The 16,423-nt window shown below is 28.9% G+C and carries 14 protein-coding genes; 1 reads left to right on the plus strand and 13 read right to left on the minus strand.

Annotated features, from left to right (window positions below):
* Positions 1-9: 9 nt before the first annotated feature.
* From uvrA to rpmF, 5 genes are all read right to left on the minus strand, one after another.
* Positions 10-2,856: an excinuclease ABC subunit UvrA gene (gene uvrA, locus ACM0L0_RS00705; RefSeq protein WP_416738655.1), complete on the minus strand. Its 2,847-nt coding sequence runs from the start codon at positions 2,854-2,856 to the stop codon at positions 10-12.
* A complete protein-coding gene (uvrB, locus tag ACM0L0_RS00710) occupies positions 2,849-4,867 on the minus strand; it encodes an excinuclease ABC subunit UvrB (RefSeq protein ID WP_416738656.1) in 2,019 nt (672 codons plus the stop codon). Before uvrB ends, uvrA begins: the two co-directional genes overlap by 8 nt.
* A 97-nt stretch (positions 4,868-4,964) precedes the next feature.
* Positions 4,965-5,918 carry a Holliday junction branch migration DNA helicase RuvB gene (ruvB, locus tag ACM0L0_RS00715; RefSeq protein WP_416738657.1) on the minus strand — a complete coding sequence of 318 codons (954 nt, stop codon included), beginning with the start codon at positions 5,916-5,918 and terminating at the stop codon, positions 4,965-4,967.
* Positions 5,893-6,492 (minus strand): Holliday junction branch migration protein RuvA, encoded by a 600-nt coding sequence (ruvA, locus tag ACM0L0_RS00720; RefSeq protein ID WP_416738658.1) that lies wholly within the window; start codon positions 6,490-6,492, stop codon positions 5,893-5,895. Before ruvA ends, ruvB begins: the two co-directional genes overlap by 26 nt.
* Before the next feature lie 124 nt (positions 6,493-6,616).
* The gene (rpmF, locus tag ACM0L0_RS00725; protein ID WP_416738659.1) at positions 6,617-6,820 is read right to left on the minus strand and encodes a 50S ribosomal protein L32; all 204 of its coding nucleotides are present in this window, start codon (positions 6,818-6,820) and stop codon (positions 6,617-6,619) included.
* Between the two features lie 146 nt (positions 6,821-6,966).
* Between rpmF and ACM0L0_RS00730 the strand changes: the two genes are divergently transcribed.
* Positions 6,967-7,902: a nucleotidyltransferase gene (locus ACM0L0_RS00730; protein ID WP_416738660.1), complete on the plus strand. Its 936-nt coding sequence runs from the start codon at positions 6,967-6,969 to the stop codon at positions 7,900-7,902.
* 20 nt (positions 7,903-7,922) lie between these two features.
* Here the strand turns inward: ACM0L0_RS00730 and ACM0L0_RS00735 are convergent, their stop codons facing one another.
* From ACM0L0_RS00735 to ACM0L0_RS00770, 8 genes are all read right to left on the minus strand, one after another.
* Positions 7,923-9,101 carry a hypothetical protein gene (locus tag ACM0L0_RS00735; RefSeq protein WP_416738661.1) on the minus strand — a complete coding sequence of 393 codons (1,179 nt, stop codon included), beginning with the start codon at positions 9,099-9,101 and terminating at the stop codon, positions 7,923-7,925.
* A 19-nt stretch (positions 9,102-9,120) separates the two neighbouring features.
* A complete protein-coding gene (gene holA, locus ACM0L0_RS00740) occupies positions 9,121-10,056 on the minus strand; it encodes a DNA polymerase III subunit delta (protein ID WP_416738662.1) in 936 nt (311 codons plus the stop codon).
* 3 nt (positions 10,057-10,059) lie between these two features.
* Complete coding sequence (locus ACM0L0_RS00745) at positions 10,060-11,136, minus strand: ComEC/Rec2 family competence protein (RefSeq protein WP_416738663.1); 1,077 nt, start codon at positions 11,134-11,136, stop codon at positions 10,060-10,062.
* 242 nt (positions 11,137-11,378) lie between these two features.
* Entirely contained in the window at positions 11,379-11,891 is a 513-nt protein-coding gene (locus ACM0L0_RS00750) for an MAG0490 family ComEA-like DNA-binding protein (RefSeq protein ID WP_416738664.1), read from the minus strand.
* A gap of 423 nt (positions 11,892-12,314) precedes the next feature.
* Positions 12,315-13,388, minus strand: a complete 1,074-nt coding sequence (locus tag ACM0L0_RS00755; RefSeq protein ID WP_416738665.1) for a YhjD/YihY/BrkB family envelope integrity protein — start codon at positions 13,386-13,388, stop codon at positions 12,315-12,317.
* Positions 13,372-14,793, minus strand: coding sequence for an Asp-tRNA(Asn)/Glu-tRNA(Gln) amidotransferase subunit GatB (gatB, locus tag ACM0L0_RS00760; RefSeq protein WP_416738666.1), 1,422 nt, complete (start codon positions 14,791-14,793; stop codon positions 13,372-13,374). The genes ACM0L0_RS00755 and gatB overlap by 17 nt, the downstream gene beginning before the upstream one ends.
* A complete protein-coding gene (locus ACM0L0_RS00765) occupies positions 14,786-16,114 on the minus strand; it encodes an amidase family protein (protein WP_416738667.1) in 1,329 nt (442 codons plus the stop codon). The genes gatB and ACM0L0_RS00765 overlap by 8 nt, the downstream gene beginning before the upstream one ends.
* Entirely contained in the window at positions 16,114-16,416 is a 303-nt protein-coding gene (locus ACM0L0_RS00770) for a glutamyl-tRNA amidotransferase (RefSeq protein ID WP_416738668.1), read from the minus strand. Before ACM0L0_RS00770 ends, ACM0L0_RS00765 begins: the two co-directional genes overlap by 1 nt.
* Positions 16,417-16,423 lie beyond the last annotated feature (7 nt).

Genomic DNA, 16,423 nt, shown 5'->3' on the forward strand with positions numbered 1-16,423 from the left:
ATAAGATAATTAATTTTTTAGAATTTTAGCTAAAAATTCACCAGTGTAACTTTTTGGGCTTTGTGCAACTTGCTCTGGTGTTCCTTGAGCTACAACTTGACCTCCATGGATTCCTCCATCTGGTCCAAGGTCAATGATGTGATCACATGATTTAATAACATCTAAGTTGTGCTCAATAACAACAACTGTGTCACCATTATCAACAATACGATTTAAAATAGCAATAAGTTTTTTAACATCATGTGTATGCAATCCAGTTGTTGGCTCATCTAAAACATAAACTGTCTTACCAGTAGGTTTCTTTTGTAAATAAGTTGCTAGTTTAACACGTTGAGCTTCACCACCACTCAAAGTTGTTGACATTTGTCCAAGTTGGATGTAACCTAAACCAACATCCATTAGAATTTGTAGTTTTTCAACTATTTTAGCTTTGTGTTTAAAGAATTCTAGAGCTTCTTCAACAGACATTTCTAGAATTTGAGAAATGTTTTTGTTGTGGTATTTAATTTCAAGAGTTTCACGATTATATCTTTTTCCATCACATTGATCACATGGGACAAAGACATCTGGTAAAAAGTGCATTTCAATTTTAATAAATCCATCACCAGAACATTTTTCACATCTCCCACCAGGAACATTAAAACTAAAACGAGATTTACTATATCCGCGAGCTCTTGATTCTTCAATATTTCCAAAAATGTCTCTAATATCGTCAAATACACCAGTGTAAGTTGCAGGGTTAGAACGAGGAGTTCTACCAATTGGTGATTGGTTAACAGCAATAACTTTATCAATGTTGTTTAAGCCTTGGATTGAGCTAAATTTAGCTTTTTTATGGTTGATTCCATCAAGCAATCCAAGTGAATATTGAATACCACGAACAAAAATCTCATTAATTAAAGTACTTTTACCTGAGCCAGAAACACCTGTAATACCAACTAACATACCAAGAGGAATTGTCACATCAATATTTTTAAGGTTATTTTCTCTAGCACCTTTAATGGTAATTTCATTTTTATTACCTTTTCTTCTAGCTAATGGTACGGGAATGTTTCATTCATGTGAGAGGTATTTTCCAGTAATTGAATCAGGGTTTGCAATAATATCTTCTAAATGCCCTTGAGCTACAACTTGACCACCATGAATTCCAGCTTGTGGACCAATGTCAACAATATAGTCTGCTGAAAACATAGTGTCTTCATCATGTTCAACAACAATTAAGGTATTACCAATATCAACCATTTTTCTTAATGTGTTAATGAGTTTTAAATTGTCTTTTTGGTGTAAGCCAATAGAAGGTTCGTCTAAAACATAGAGTACTCCGGTTAAGTTTGAACCTATTTGAGTAGCTAATCTAATTCTTTGGGCTTCACCACCACTAAGCGTTTCAGCACTACGGTTAAGGGTTAAATAATCTAATCCTACATTTTTTAAGAAAGATAAACGATCGATTAACTCCTTAGTAATTAAATTAGAAATTTGTAATTCTTGCTCATTTAATTTGCTTAATAAGTCTTGTACACTTGCTAAACATTGTTCAACTGACATTAAAGTGTAATCATAAATATTCTTATTATCAATTTTTACAGCTCTTGCTGCTTGGTTTAAACGTGATCCATCACAGACTGAACAAGTAAATGAACCCATATATTTATTTAAATAGTCTCTTCTACGATCTGATGAAGTTTCGTAATAAAGTTTTTCAATTTTTGTAACAATACCTTCAATTTGACGATCACGACGAATGATATTGTTTGAAGATGATTTTAAAGCATAAGCAATTGGCTCAGTTGAACCATACATAATAATATTGCGTTCTTCTGGCTTTAATTCGTCAATTGGAGTGTTTTTATCTATACCATAGTGTAAAAGAAGTTGATCAAACTCTTGCCATTCTAAATTAGTGGTATTGATTGTATTTTCGAAATATTTAATAGCTCCTTCATTAATAGTTCTTCAAGGCTCAGGAACTATTGCATCAAAGTCAGCTTTAAATTCTACTCCTAGACCCTTACAGTTTTCACACATACCATAAGGGGCATTGAATGAAAATAGTCTAGTTTCAATTTTAGGCATATTAAAATCTTTGTAAATACATGAGTGAGTTTTTGAATATGTATAAATTTGCTTAGTTTCTACATCTTCAACTTTTATAAGTCCATTAGAATGTTCAGCAGCTATATCAAGTGCTTCAGCAATTCTGACATAGTTTTCTTCGTTTAATACTACACGAGTAATAACAAGATCAATATCATGTTTATTGTTTTTGGCCAATTCAATATTATCTTCAAGCATGTAAAATTGGCCATCAATTTTAACTCTTATAAATCCATCTTTACGTAATTTTTCAAGTAAATTTGCATGAGTACCTTTTTCGCCTTCAACTAATGGTGCATAAATTATTAGTTTTGAGTTTTCTGGTAATTGATAAATTGAATTTAAGATATCTTTAGTTGTTTGTGAACTAATTTCAATATTATGATTTGGACAAAAAGGTTTTCCAATCCGTGCAAATAGTAATCTAAAGTAATCATAAATTTCAGTTACAGTTCCAACTGTAGATCTTGGGTTATTATGAACAGTTTTTTGCTCAATTGAAATAGAAGGAGAAAGACCTTCAATTTTGTCTACATCAGGTTTTTTAGTTCCACCAAGAAACATACGTGCATATGAAGAAAGTGAATCTACATATCTTCTTCTACCTTCTTCATATATGGTGTTAAAAGCTAATGAACTTTTTCCACTACCACTTAGTCCTGTAAAAACAACTAATTGATTTTTAGGGATTGTTAAATTAACATTTTTTAAGTTATTTTCTCTAGCACCTTGAATAATTAATTTATCTTCTTTACTCATTGTCATCCTCCTCGATTGCTTTATGTTTTTCATCTACTTGTAGTTCTAATAAAATGTCACGTAGTTCTATAGCGCGCTCATAGTCTAATTCTTTTGCAGCTTGCTCCATTTGCTTGCGAATTTCATCAATAGCTTGTTGTTTTTCTTTTTTATTAATACGTCCCTTTGCTTGGCTTTTTGAAATAATTGCTTCGATAGCATTATTTATATCGTGTCCTTGGATAGGCTCAGGAATAGGCTTAATAATAGTTTTAGGTACAATATTATGCTCTTTGTTGTATGCTAACTGCATTGTACGTTTTTCTAAATTATCTTCAATACATTTTTGCATACTTGGAGTAATTTTGTCTGCATAAAAGATAGCTTGTCCATTAATATTTCTTGCAGCTCTCCCGGTAATTTGAATTAAGCTTTCTGCATTACGCATGAAACCTTCCTTATCAGCATCCAGTACTAGGACTTTGGAAACTTCAGGAATATCCATACCTTCACGTAATAAGTTAATAGCAACTACAACTTCATAAGTTCCTTTACGAAGTTTACGTAAAATTTCATTCCGTACAAAGGTGTTAAAGTCTGAGTGTAAATAAGCTGATTTGATTCCTTTTTCTAATAAATAAGCTGATAAAGTTTCTGCTTGTTTTTTAGATCAAGTTAGAATTAAGGTTCTAGAGTTCGTTTCACGTTGCTTTATCAATGTATCATATATGTCTTCAATTTGATTATGTGTAGGTTTAACAATAATTTCGGGGTCAACTAAACCAGTTGGCCGAACAAATAGCTTAGCAACCTTGCCTTCAGCTTTATTAAGCTCATATTCCCTTGGGGTAGCTGAAATATAGACTTTATAGAAATCAAAATTATTTTCTCATTCTTCAAAATTTAAAGGTCTATTTTCTAGTGCAGAAGGCAATCTAAAACCATAATTAACTAAGTTTTCCTTACGACTACGATCTCCTGCATACATTCCTCCAACTTGAGGAACAAGTTTGTGAGATTCATCAATAAACATTAAAGAATCTTTTGGGAAATAGTCTAGTATTGTATAAGGTCTTTGACCAAAATCCCTACCATCTAAGTACATTGAATAGTTTTCAATTCCTTTGCAAATTCCAAATTCCTTCATGTCATCCATATCGTTTTGAATTCTTTGAGATAAACGAGAAGCTTCTAGAATTTTTCCTTCCTTTTGAAATGCTGCAATACTTTTCTCAAGCTCTTTTTGTATTTTAGGAATAATTACATCATAGATTGAATTCTCGGTTGCATAAGCATTCCCTGGAGATAAAACATAAATTTTAGGTTTTTGTTTTACTTCCTTTGTTAGAGGATCTACTTCAGCAATTTCTTCAATTTCATCACCAAAGAAAGTAACACGAATCGTAGTTTCCTCGTTATCAGCAGGTCGAATAAATATAGCATCACCTTTAACAGTAAAATCTCCAGCTTCTTGAACAGTGTCATTTCGATCGTATTTAATTTGAATTAACTTATTAATAAACTCTTTGATAGAAATAGGTTGATGTAAGTAAAATCTAAAGAATGAATCTTTATAGACTTCAGGATTTAGCGCACCATAAATTGCGCTAACACTAGCTACAATAATAACATCTTTGCGAGTTAACAATGAGTTAATAGCGCTAAGTCTTAAAATTTCAATTTGTTCGTTAGTTTTAGAATCCTTATCAATATAAACATCAGTTGATGGAATATAAGCTTCAGGTCTATAATAGTCAAAATATGAAATAAAATATTCAACAGCATTTTCAGGAAAGAAACTTTTTAATTCGCTATAAAGCTGTGAAGCTAATGTTTTGGTATGTGATAAAACGATCACAGGACGATCGAATTCTTTAATAACATTAGCAATTGTAAAAGTCTTTCCTGACCCTGTTACACCTTGTAAGACTTGTTCTCTATCGTGATGTTTGATACCTTCAACCAATTGATTAATTGCTTTTGGCTGGTCACCAGTTGGCTTGTAATTTGCATGTAATTTAAATATTCCCATAATTCCCTATATTATATTCTTTTATCTGATTTAACAAAATTATAAAAAGTCAAATATTTGCCTATAAAATGGTGAATATTTGACTTTTTTCTATTTTTTAATATAAATTCTGTCTAATTAAATAATCAATTCCCTCCGATGTTATACGTCTTCCTTTTGAACTTTTCTCAATTAATTTGAGCAATAGTAAAGGAGGCTCAATTTCATTTACAATGCTTTCTTTCGTATGTAAAAGCAAACCAGTAATTGTATCTAAAGCAACATACTTTTCTTCGAATCCTTCTTTTAATACTTCTAAGTATTCAATGTGATCTTTGGTGAGTCCAAATTCATATAAATCTAAATATTTAAAAGTTTTCTTGACAATACGCTTATTTATCACACCTTTATTATGAGCAAGTGCAAAATCATTAATCCGTTCAAGCAAATGGTTAGCTAAACGTGGTGTGCTGCGTGAATAACTTGCTACTATTTTTAAAATTTCATCATTTACATCAATAGTTAGTTTATTTTTACTGATTGTAAGAATTTTAAAGATATCATCAGCTGTATAATTTACAATTCTTCCAACAAAGCCGAATCGATCTTTAAGGGGTTGAGAGATTTCATTAAGTTTAGTTGTAGCACCAATTAATGTAAATGGTTTAATTTTCATTCTAATAGCTCGTGAGTTGCCATCTGCACCTACAATTAAGTCAAAAACAAAGTCTTCCATTGCTCCATATAAGAATTCAATAACATTTTTGTTAATGCTGTGAATTTCATCTATAAAAACAACATCTCCTTCATTAATAACAGAAAGAACGCTAATTAAGTCAGCTTTCTTTTCGATGTTTGCACCTTGAATATAGTGAATTCGAGATCCGTTTTCTTTTGCAATTAAGGTTGCTAGAGTTGTCTTTCCCATTCCGGGAGAGCCATATAATAAAATATGATCTAATATTTTGTTTTGAATTTTAGCACTCCGCATCATAGCCTGAAGTGTTTTAACTAATTTATGTTGCCCAATAAATTCGCTAAATTTACTAGGCCTCAAGTCTAGATATGTCATTGCTTTCGCTTGCTATCAGCTTAATGCTTTCTTCAATCATTGCATCCAGATCATTGGCTGGCTTAACCTTTTTAATTGCCATTTCAATTTGACTCTTTTGGAAACCTAATTGTTGCAAGGTTTTATTAAGTTCTTCACGTTGTTGCAATTTTTCTGCTTTTCTATTATCAGCATTATTAATAATTTTTGATCATTTTTCTGATAATTGTACACAGATAATATTTGCTAATTTTTCATTAATAAATTGTATTGAAGATAATTCTTGATAATTATTATTAGCAATTAATCTAGCAATGTATTCTCATCCTTTATCAAGTAAAATCATAGCAATTTTAGGACCTATTTTTTCTACTGTTAATAAGTCAATAAATAGTAAGCGTTCTTTAAAGTCTTTAAAAGCATATGTACATTCACTATATTCTGTTTTATGCTCATAAAGATATATTTTAGTCTTCTGTCCAACTTCATATCTTCCTTCATCTGGAACAGTCATTAAGAATCCTTCTGATCGTGATTCCAATATAATATTATTTTTGTTTTTATAAACAATTTCTCCGATTATATATAATTTCATTCTTTTCCCTTCTTCATCTCTCATTATTTAAATTATTTTTTTAGCAAAAAGAACAAAAATTAAACAAAAAAGCACTATTTCCAGTGCTTTCATTATTTATAAGAATGATTAATTAATAAAGTTATTATTTATTTCTTTTGTCGTTTAATGCAACATAGCCTTCAACTTTTTTACCTTTGTAAAATCCACAAAATTGACATACAACGTGTTGTTCAATTTTTTGACTGCAGTTTTTGCAAGATACAAGGTTAGGTGTATCTAAAGCTGAGTGAGTGTTTCTTTTGTGTTTACGTTGTTTAGACGTTTTACGTTTTGGAACAATAGCCATTTTACCCCCTTTGAAGTATGTATTAATTAATAAGCTAATTTATTATATTATAAAAATTAAAATTTAAAAATATTTAATTATTAAAAATCTTATTAATTTTGCAAAATATCATACTTGTTTTTAAGTAATCTAATTATAATTTATTTGTGAAAAAAAATAAGAAGAAAAATCGTGTTGGAATAGTGGTGGAATATAACCCATTTCATAATGGTCATATTTACCAAATTAACTGAATTAAAAAGAATATTCCAAATCCATACATAATAGTAGCTATGTCAAATAAATTCACTCAAAGGGGTGAAATTGCTTGCGCAAGTTTTCGAGAAAGAAAAAAGATTGCAAAAGCATATGGTGTAGATAAAGTTGTCAAACTAGCTGATCAAGATGTTATTCAGGCAGCTCATATTTTTGCACAAGCTGGCGTTAAGCTACTTAATAAACATAAAATTGATTATTTGGTCTTTGGATCAGAAAGCAATAATGTCGAATTGTTAATCAATATTGCTAAAACTATCAAAGAAAAAAATCAAGAATACAACCAATTAGTTAAACAATATTTAAAAAAAGGGGCTAATAGCTTTCCTAGAGCAAACAATTTAGCTTTGCAAACTTTAATGAATCAAAATATAGAAATGCCTAATGATATTTTAGGATTAGAATATATAAAGACGATTGTTAACAATGATTTACCAATTCAACCAATTAGTATTGAAAGAACTATTCAGTACCATGCAGCTGAAACAAAACAAAATTTTGCATCAGCTTCTAAAATTCGTGAAATGCTAAAAAATGGTCAAGATGTTTCGATGTATACGCCAATGAAACTGAGCTATAATCCGAAAAACGACATAGCTAAAACCTATCCTAAATTTAAGAAAATAATATTAACCAAAACTCCTAAACAATTAGCTCAATATAAACTAATTGATGAGGGGATTGAAAACCTATTTAAAAAACAAGTTTTAGCAAATGATAATTATGCTGATTTTATTGAATCTTGTGTCTCAAAAAGATACACAAGAAGTAGAATTCAACGATCATATTTAAATATTTTGCTAAAAATAAAAAAAGCAAAAGCATAAATATGCTTTCACCTTATGAATTATTTTATTTTAGTTCATTTATATCCATAAGAATGTATTTCTCTATGGATTTTTTTTCACATTATTTTTGTATGTTGATGAATTGTTTCATACTTTAATGTAAGTTTAAATTCAGAATCTCCAGAAGAAATATATTTTTGCGTGTTATATTTACGGCAACGTGTTTTTATCTTAATTAAATTACCTGGTGTATTATAATGCAAGATATCATTACGTTTGTATAGTGAAGACATAAAATATTTATTAACACTATCTTGCAATAATAAATAGTCAAATAAGTCAAGCTTTCATTCATCTTCTTTATTTTCAAATGCAAAATAGAATGAATAGTTTCTTGAAGAAACAGCAAGATTTTCTAAAATAATTCTTATTTGGGTATCTTTATAAGATAATGATCCTGTTCTGGATGATAAAAATCTGTTTGAATTAAAGACTACATTTAGATCTTTCTTGTATAAGGTTTCAATATTTCTAATAATATCATTGTATTCTGGGGCTAAAACTATATCTGTATAGATTTCTAATGGTTGTAGTTTTTTCTGCATAAATAAGGCAGATTTATTATTATTTTCATAGATTGATATCTCTATGTTCAAGTCCTTGCTGATTTGTTGTAATGTGTTTGTGATATATTTGTAACCTTCTTGGCTAATTTGATTTTGCTTATTTGAACAAAATTCATATAAGTTACTTATGAAAAAGCCTTCAACAGGGACATATTTAGATAAGTTAGTATAAATTTTACTTATATGTTTATACAATTCATTTTCAGTGCTATCATTTTTAATTTTTATCACTTGTGTGTAGAGCAGGTCATTATATTTTAATGAAGAATTATTGTCAATATTTTCTTTAACTTCAAAATTATTTAAATCTGTTCTATCAAGCACATCTGAAAATGAAGCGATACTATGAAAGTCTAATGTAAAGAAAAATTTAGCTTTTTCTTTAACAGCTCTGTGCAAGAAAATGTGTAAGTTTTTAATTCTTTTTTTAGCAAGATTTTCATTTTCATCATCTAAAAGCATTAAATGATAATTATAAAAATTATAAAGATCAGGTACTACTATACCTAAATCATGGTTAAAAGTGCTTAAATCAGTTAATTTATTAAGAATGTTTTCAAAATATTTAACTGAAACTATTAGTTCATTATTTTTAAGTATTTCTTCGTCCATAAAAATAAAACTTGAAGTTTTATTTTCCGAAGTTCTTTGTCAGGAACGATTGGAATAAATCATTTGCATCAACCCCCGTTGTCTTGATTTTATAATCGATATCTCCTAGTTCACTAATGATACGGATAACATCCTTAGGTTGATAATTTCTAGATATTTTATCTATTACAAATAGTCTTTTATTTGAGATATTGAGTTTAGTTGCTAATTCATCATGATGCTTAATAACTTTTGAGTATGAGAAATATCTATTTAGTAAGCACATGGTATTACTTATTGTGTAAATAAGTTTTGAGACATCTTCGCCTTGCGAAGTTAATAATAAGTATTTTTTGTAAATTTCTGATAAGTCATTTGAACCTAAAGCGTTTGAAAAATAGAATGGATCTTCAATTGGATATTGTGTGATAAAACTATCAATTAGTTTTTTGTCAATAGGTTCATTGAGTAAGTGTAATTTATTAATTTCATTTTCAGCAATTGTTATATCGTTTGGTATTTTTGTTAAGAAATATAACAGGTCGCTATATTTAATATTTATGCCATATTGTGCGAATCGTTTAGTAACCCATTGTGTAAATTCTTTTTCATTATAAGTTTCAAAGCTGATTTTTTCTTCAATATCAAGTAGTTCGAAAAATTTATTATCAGCTTGTTTAATTTCTTCAAGATAAATTACACAATTAGTAGAGCTTTGATTGAATAATCTAGCTAATTGTTCTATGTTGATTTTGTTTGTTTTTAAATAGCTCTTGTCCTTATAAAATTTAGGTTTATATAAAATTAAAAGTCTGTCACTACTAAATAAAGAATTTGATAGTAGCACACTAGCAAGAGAATCTAATTCAGGCAATTCTTCTCTAATTTCTGTAATGCAATCAGGCGAGTATTGCTGCTTTAGTTGAGCTATTTTTTGATTTATAAAATACTGATTTGTTCCACTTATTATTTTCATACTTTAATTATACTTTCTTGTCTCACTTTTCTTATAAATTAATGATTGTTTCATAAGTATAAAGTAGTCTAAAACATATAAGCCTAAAAAATAGTTACTATTAGGTATTTGTACCCGCAAATTAAAGCTATGAAGGAGTTCAATAATTTTAATAAGTAAAAGAGAAATGGGCCTACAAATTAAAATAATTGGAAAAAATACGCTAAAGAAGATGATTGCAAGTTGAAACACAGGTGTTAAAACTAAAATATATAGAAAGCTTAAAAAACTAAAGGAATGTTGTTGCACTGAAATTATTGTTATTGATAAAAACCATGAAATTAAATAAATTTTTAAGATATAAATTCCTTTTCAGACTGTTGCGTTTTTATGCTTCTTTTCATCAATTTTAGCTTGTCCTTGGCTATAAAGCACTAAAGCAAAGGTTAAGATGAAAGATAGTCAATATCCAAGGTTTAAAACATTTTTTGGTGAATATAATAAATAGGCAAAAGAAATTCAATAAAGGACCTGATGCAAAGAAATTCTATGATGTCAATGTTTTCTAATTAAGAATTGTTGGATCATAAGAAAGGCAAATGCACGAATAACTGAAATAGATTTCTTAACAAAGAAGAAATAAATAATAATTAGGATCGTACTTAAGAGTCCTCATTTATCAATTTTGTAAGTTAAAATTTTAATTAATCCAAATATAGTTGCAAAGTGTAATCCGCTGACAACTATTAAGTGCACAGCTCCCATGTCTTTTAGGTTTTGAATTACATCATTATGTACTTGAATATTAAAACCAAAAAGGAGTGGAATAATTAATTTATAATATTCAAATTTCTCATTGAGATAATAGTTAAAAAATCAATGTCTAATATTTCACCAGTTTTCTATTTTTGTATAATGTGAAACTTTAAAAATATAGTAAATATTATTTGAGGCATAATAGTTGGAATCATAGTCCATTGGTAATAATTTACCTTTAGCATAGAACTGGGAGTAAATTGTGATATCAGAATATAGGTCCTTTTTTCAAATAACTAGTTTGCGAAAAAATTGATCTTGCACATAAACATTTTTTTCTGTCACATCAATTACTGTAAAGCGACCGTGTATTTCTTTATAGTTGGACCAAACTGTCCAATAAATATAATTATGTAAATTTCAAAATAAGAATCAAATAAATAAACATAATCATAAAAGCCACATATATTTCATATTGATTCAAGCAACATACATTATTAAACAAACAATTGGCACTGCAATAAACCATTGACTAGTATCTACCATTAAAGCAAATAATGATAATGCGATGAAAAAGTTGATTCACATTATTCTAAAATTAGAAATTTTTTTAATTTTAGAAAGGTTTTGAAACCAATACCCTTTATAGATTCAATATCTTTTCATGTCACTGTATCCTGCTTGTGTTTTTGATGATATTCAAATAGTATTTTGGCATACTTTCGATCAATGCCAAAAGCAATAAAATCACTAAATGACTTAATGTCACTTCAATATAATGTTCAGTCATATTTGGGTACAAAGATAATTTTTTTATCATCTGCATATTCATCTAATTTAAACTTGTCAAGATTGGAACCTGTTTTTGCTTGTGCTAAGAAAAATAATTCTCGGTATGTTAGTGGCTTAATTGAATCAATACGTGTATGTAAAATATTCCCACCTAAACGATAGTGATAATTTTTATCTGGTTTCTTGTCAGATTCATCATTATCAATAGTGTTGTGGCTTTGTGAGAGATGTTGAGATAAAACAAAGCCAGAAATTGCGCTTGCTAATGATCCTCCAACTATATACAGTCAAATTTTTTTATTTCACATACATCTTATATATCCTTTTTTTATGTAAAAGAACTAAAAAAGAACAAATGGCCCAAAAGTATTAAAAAAACCACAGTTTCCTGTGGCTTTTTTATATATTATATGTTTAAAAATAAAATACTGGATGTGTAAGAATTTATAAAATATATTAAGATATATAAGAAATAAAAAACAAGTTGTAAAATAAAAAATAAATATGTATATATAAATGATTTGCTTAAAATGCGACTTTTTAAGCACAATAACTTAGTACAAAATAATAAATAGTTTACTATTTAAGCAGTATACAGGACATTCTCATGTCCCATACATATAATACACTATTTTTCTTTATTCAGAAATATTATTTTTTATCATTTATAACTATGTGCAAGGGATAATAAAAAATATCATGCTTTATTTTAAAGCATGATAAGAATGAAATTAAAATAATCATTGTCTCTTGTTGATTGTGCGTGTACTAATGTAATTTTTATAATATGCATTATTAAATGTAATACCCAAAAACATGAAGTAAACAAATCAGTTGATAAAGAAAGCAATTGTGAAGAAGAAACCGACCACACCACCAAATTTATCATAGTTAAAGTAACTATTAATGGTGTTAAATAGAAACACTAATAAGATTGTAGGAGTAGCTGAAAGCATTGCTCCTTTGTAAATGCTTTTGAGGTTCAATTTAAATGATGGGATCAGTTTAAATAGCATAATGAGCAAGACAAATACGAATATTGTTGTAAAAGTAAAATAGACAACAAGGTTTAATCAGTTATTTGGATTAGGATCAATACGCTTTTCTAACATAATATCAGCTGTTGCAAAGGCTCAAAATACTACTGATACGCACAGCACTATAAAAAAGCCTTTTATTTTATTTCCTCAATATGTCCCCATTTTATAATGTTCATAAATATAATTAGCTGAAGATATTAGCTTACCATATCCAGTGCTTGAAATATAAAGGGAAGAAAGGAATAAAAGCAAGTTGGGTAAAATGGTTTTGGAATTAAACCCTGCACTAGGATCTGCAACTATATTAATTAAATAAGATTGTGATCCAGGAAGAAATCTCCCTAGAGTTCTAGCTGAGAATTCAGTTGCAAAGTCTTTTCCAACAAAATTATAAAAGGAAGGAATATTGCTTACAAATAAATTTAATAAGTAAACAATATAAATTACAGGTACAAACGAGATAAGTAGATAAAAAGCACTTGAGAGTCAGATGAAGTTATATTCTTTACTGTTAAAGTTTGAATAAACATTATCAATAACTTTAATTCTCTTCCGATTATCACTTTCGTTTCTAGCTCTAAGTAATAACTTAGCAAAAAATGTGATCAATATTTTCTTAATTAAGAATTCATATAAAATCAAGAAAATGACAAATCGATCTGGGAAAATTAAATTTTGATGAAATTGCTTTTTAATAAAGTGATTTTTATTTTTGCTTCTGCTAAGCTTGCTGTAAAAATCAGTTTTTTTATTTTGTCATTTCATTTAATAATTCTACAACAATTTTGTTTGAAAGAACAGGACTTACTTGACCACCAGTTTCTTTCATTAAGGCACCAAGAATAAACTTAATAACTCTTTCTGGACGAGTATTATATTCATCTAGCATATCTTTATTTTTGTCAATAATTTGATTAATATGTTCTCTAATTATTGTAGGATCTGTAATTTGTTTTAAATTATGTTGAACTAATAAAGGTTCTAAATCACCTGTATAGTTTACTAATAAAGGTATTAGTTTCTTTAGTGACTTACCTGAAATAATTTCTTCTTGAAGTAATTCTAAAGCTTGTGCTAATAAAGCTGGTTGAATATTTAATTCAACAGGATGCTTAGACATTGAGTTAGCTAAAGAAACTACTTCAGCAAAGAATACTTTAGAAAGTTTGTCTTTGTCAGGATATGGAATTGAGTCAAAATATTTACTTAAATCATAATCATCAATTAAGCTTTGAATATAAATGTTTTGAATACCATAGTTTGTATATCTAGCCAGCTTTTCATTTGGTAATTCATTAATTTGAACACTATCTATAAATTCCTTTGAAAGCTTAATGATAGGGATATTTGGATCAGCAAAGTATTTGTAATCTGTTGTACCTGTTTTAGTACGCATAACTACAGTTTGGTTATTACTATCATCAAAACGTTTAGTTTGTTGAAGAATAACTTCTCCACGAAGTAATTTTTCTCTTTGTAATTTAATTTCATATTCGATAGCTTTTTTGATATTTGAAGTTGAGTTCATGTTTTTGATTTCAACTTTAGTACCAAATTTATCTACACCATAAGGTCTTAATGAAATGTTGATGTCTGCTCTAAGTGATCCTTGTTCAAGTTTACCTTCTGAAATTTCTAAAGCAAGAACAGTCTTTTTAATCATATCTACATAGTTAGCAGCTTCCTCAGCTGTTCTAATTACTGGATAAGTAACAATTTCGATTAGAGGAATACCAGCACGATTATAATCCAGCTTAGTTCCAGTTTCGTCATGGTGTTGTCTTGCAGTATCTTCTTCTAAGTGAATTCTTTCAATTTGAATAGTTTTAGGTCCATAACTAGTTGGGATTTCTAAACTACCATTTTTACCAATTGGTCTAAAAAATTGAGTGATTTGATATCCTTTTGGTAAATCTGGATAGAAATAGTTTTTACGATCGAAATGCAATTCATCATCTATTTCCATATTTAGAGCTTTAGCTAAAGCTATACCATATTTAACAGCTTGCTTATTAACTTGAGGTAATGTTCCTGGATAAGCTAAATCAATTTGGTTAGCCTTGGTGTTTGGAATTGCATTAAAATCAATTCCGGCAGGTGAAAACATTTTAGTTTTGGTTTTTAATTCAACGTGAATTTCGATACCAATTATTACTTCAAAATTATCCATTGATTTCTCCTCTTAATTTTTCTAAATATTCAGCATAGCCTAATAATTTTTCATCACTATAAATAGCTGATTCAAGTGCAAAGCTAAATGGCATACCATTATGCATTCCAAGTGGAATTGTGATAGAAGGGTTACCAACTAAGTTGGCTCCAGTTAAAATAAAATTCATCACTTTATTATTTGAAGTGTCTTCATCAAACTTTGGAGCAATTCCAGCATAAGCTGGGAAAAGCACACAATCATATTTTTTGTGTAATTCGGTGTAGTAATTTTTAATTAATCTACGTGCTTTTTGTGCTTTGATAAAGATTTCTTCTTGATTTTCGGTATATAAGAAGTAACTTCCAAGAGCAAGACGTTCTTGAACCATTTTTCCAAATTTTTGAGATCTAGTATTGAGCATAATTTCTTCTCATGATTCACCATTAACTCTGCTTCCAAAACCGATACCTGTTAAGTTTGCTAAGTTTGAGCTAGCTTCAGAGAAGCTAATTACACGATAAACAATATTAATTGCATTTAATATTTCTAAATTAGGTTGAATAATTTCAACTTGTGTACCATTGTCTTGAATTTTAGCAACAAATTTTTGTATTTCGTCTTGAACATAAGGTTTAATAAAAGGGCTAAAATCAAGGAAAGCAACCTTTTGAGGCTTGCTGCAAGTTACATTGCTAATTGCAACATCAACACTTGTCATATCTTTGTGATCTGTTCCAAATAATGTTTGAGCTGCTACAATTGCATCATTCACATTATGAGTAAAGTAAGCAACTGTATCTAATGATGAAGCATAAGCAAACATTCCGTATCTACTTATAGCCCCATATGAAGGTTTATATCCAACAAGCCCATTAAATGCAGCTGGAAGTCTAACACTATCACCAGTATCACTACCTAATGCAAATCCAATGTTTTCTGTCATAGTTGCAGCAGAACCTGAAGAAGAACCTCCAACAAATCTTTCATGATCACGAGGGTTTGTAATTAATCCATAAGCACTATAAGTACCAGTTCCCCCAAGGGCTAATTCGTCATTGTTAACTTTAGCTACAACTCTTGCATTAGCATCTAATAATTTTTGAACTACAGTTGCATTATAAAAAGGTTGAAAGTTTTCTAAAATCAAACTTGAAGCCCGGGTAGGTGCATCATTTGTAGCGAAAACATCTTTAACTGTAATAACTACATTATTTAAAGGAGCTGTTTGTACTTGATAAGCTTTGTTTTCTGGATATAGAAAAGCTACAGCATTATTTTGATCTTTTTTAAGCTCATTGTAAGCTTTTTTAAAATCACCTTTATTTTGATATTGTCTCATTATTTTACCACCTTTGTTAATGCTACAAACTCATCACTAGTAGCGGGAGCATTAGTTAAAATGTTTGCTTGGTTTATTGAATATGAATCATCTTCAATATCTTCACGTAATAAGTCTATGTGCAAGTCTTCATTAATACGTTCCATTGGTGTTAAGTTCGCTAAATTAAGTTGATTTAATCCTTCTAATTCAGCTTGAATTTGTTCTCAAGAAACTAAGATTTTATCTAAAACATCATCATTTGGACGAAGCATTAATGATTGAACAATATCGATTAATTTTTCTTTTGAAATTTGTTTCATTAGAACT

The sequence above is a fragment of the Mycoplasma razini genome (assembly GCF_048076865.1).
In the GTDB taxonomy this organism is placed as follows: domain Bacteria; phylum Bacillota_I; class Bacilli_A; order Mycoplasmatales; family Metamycoplasmataceae; genus Mycoplasmopsis.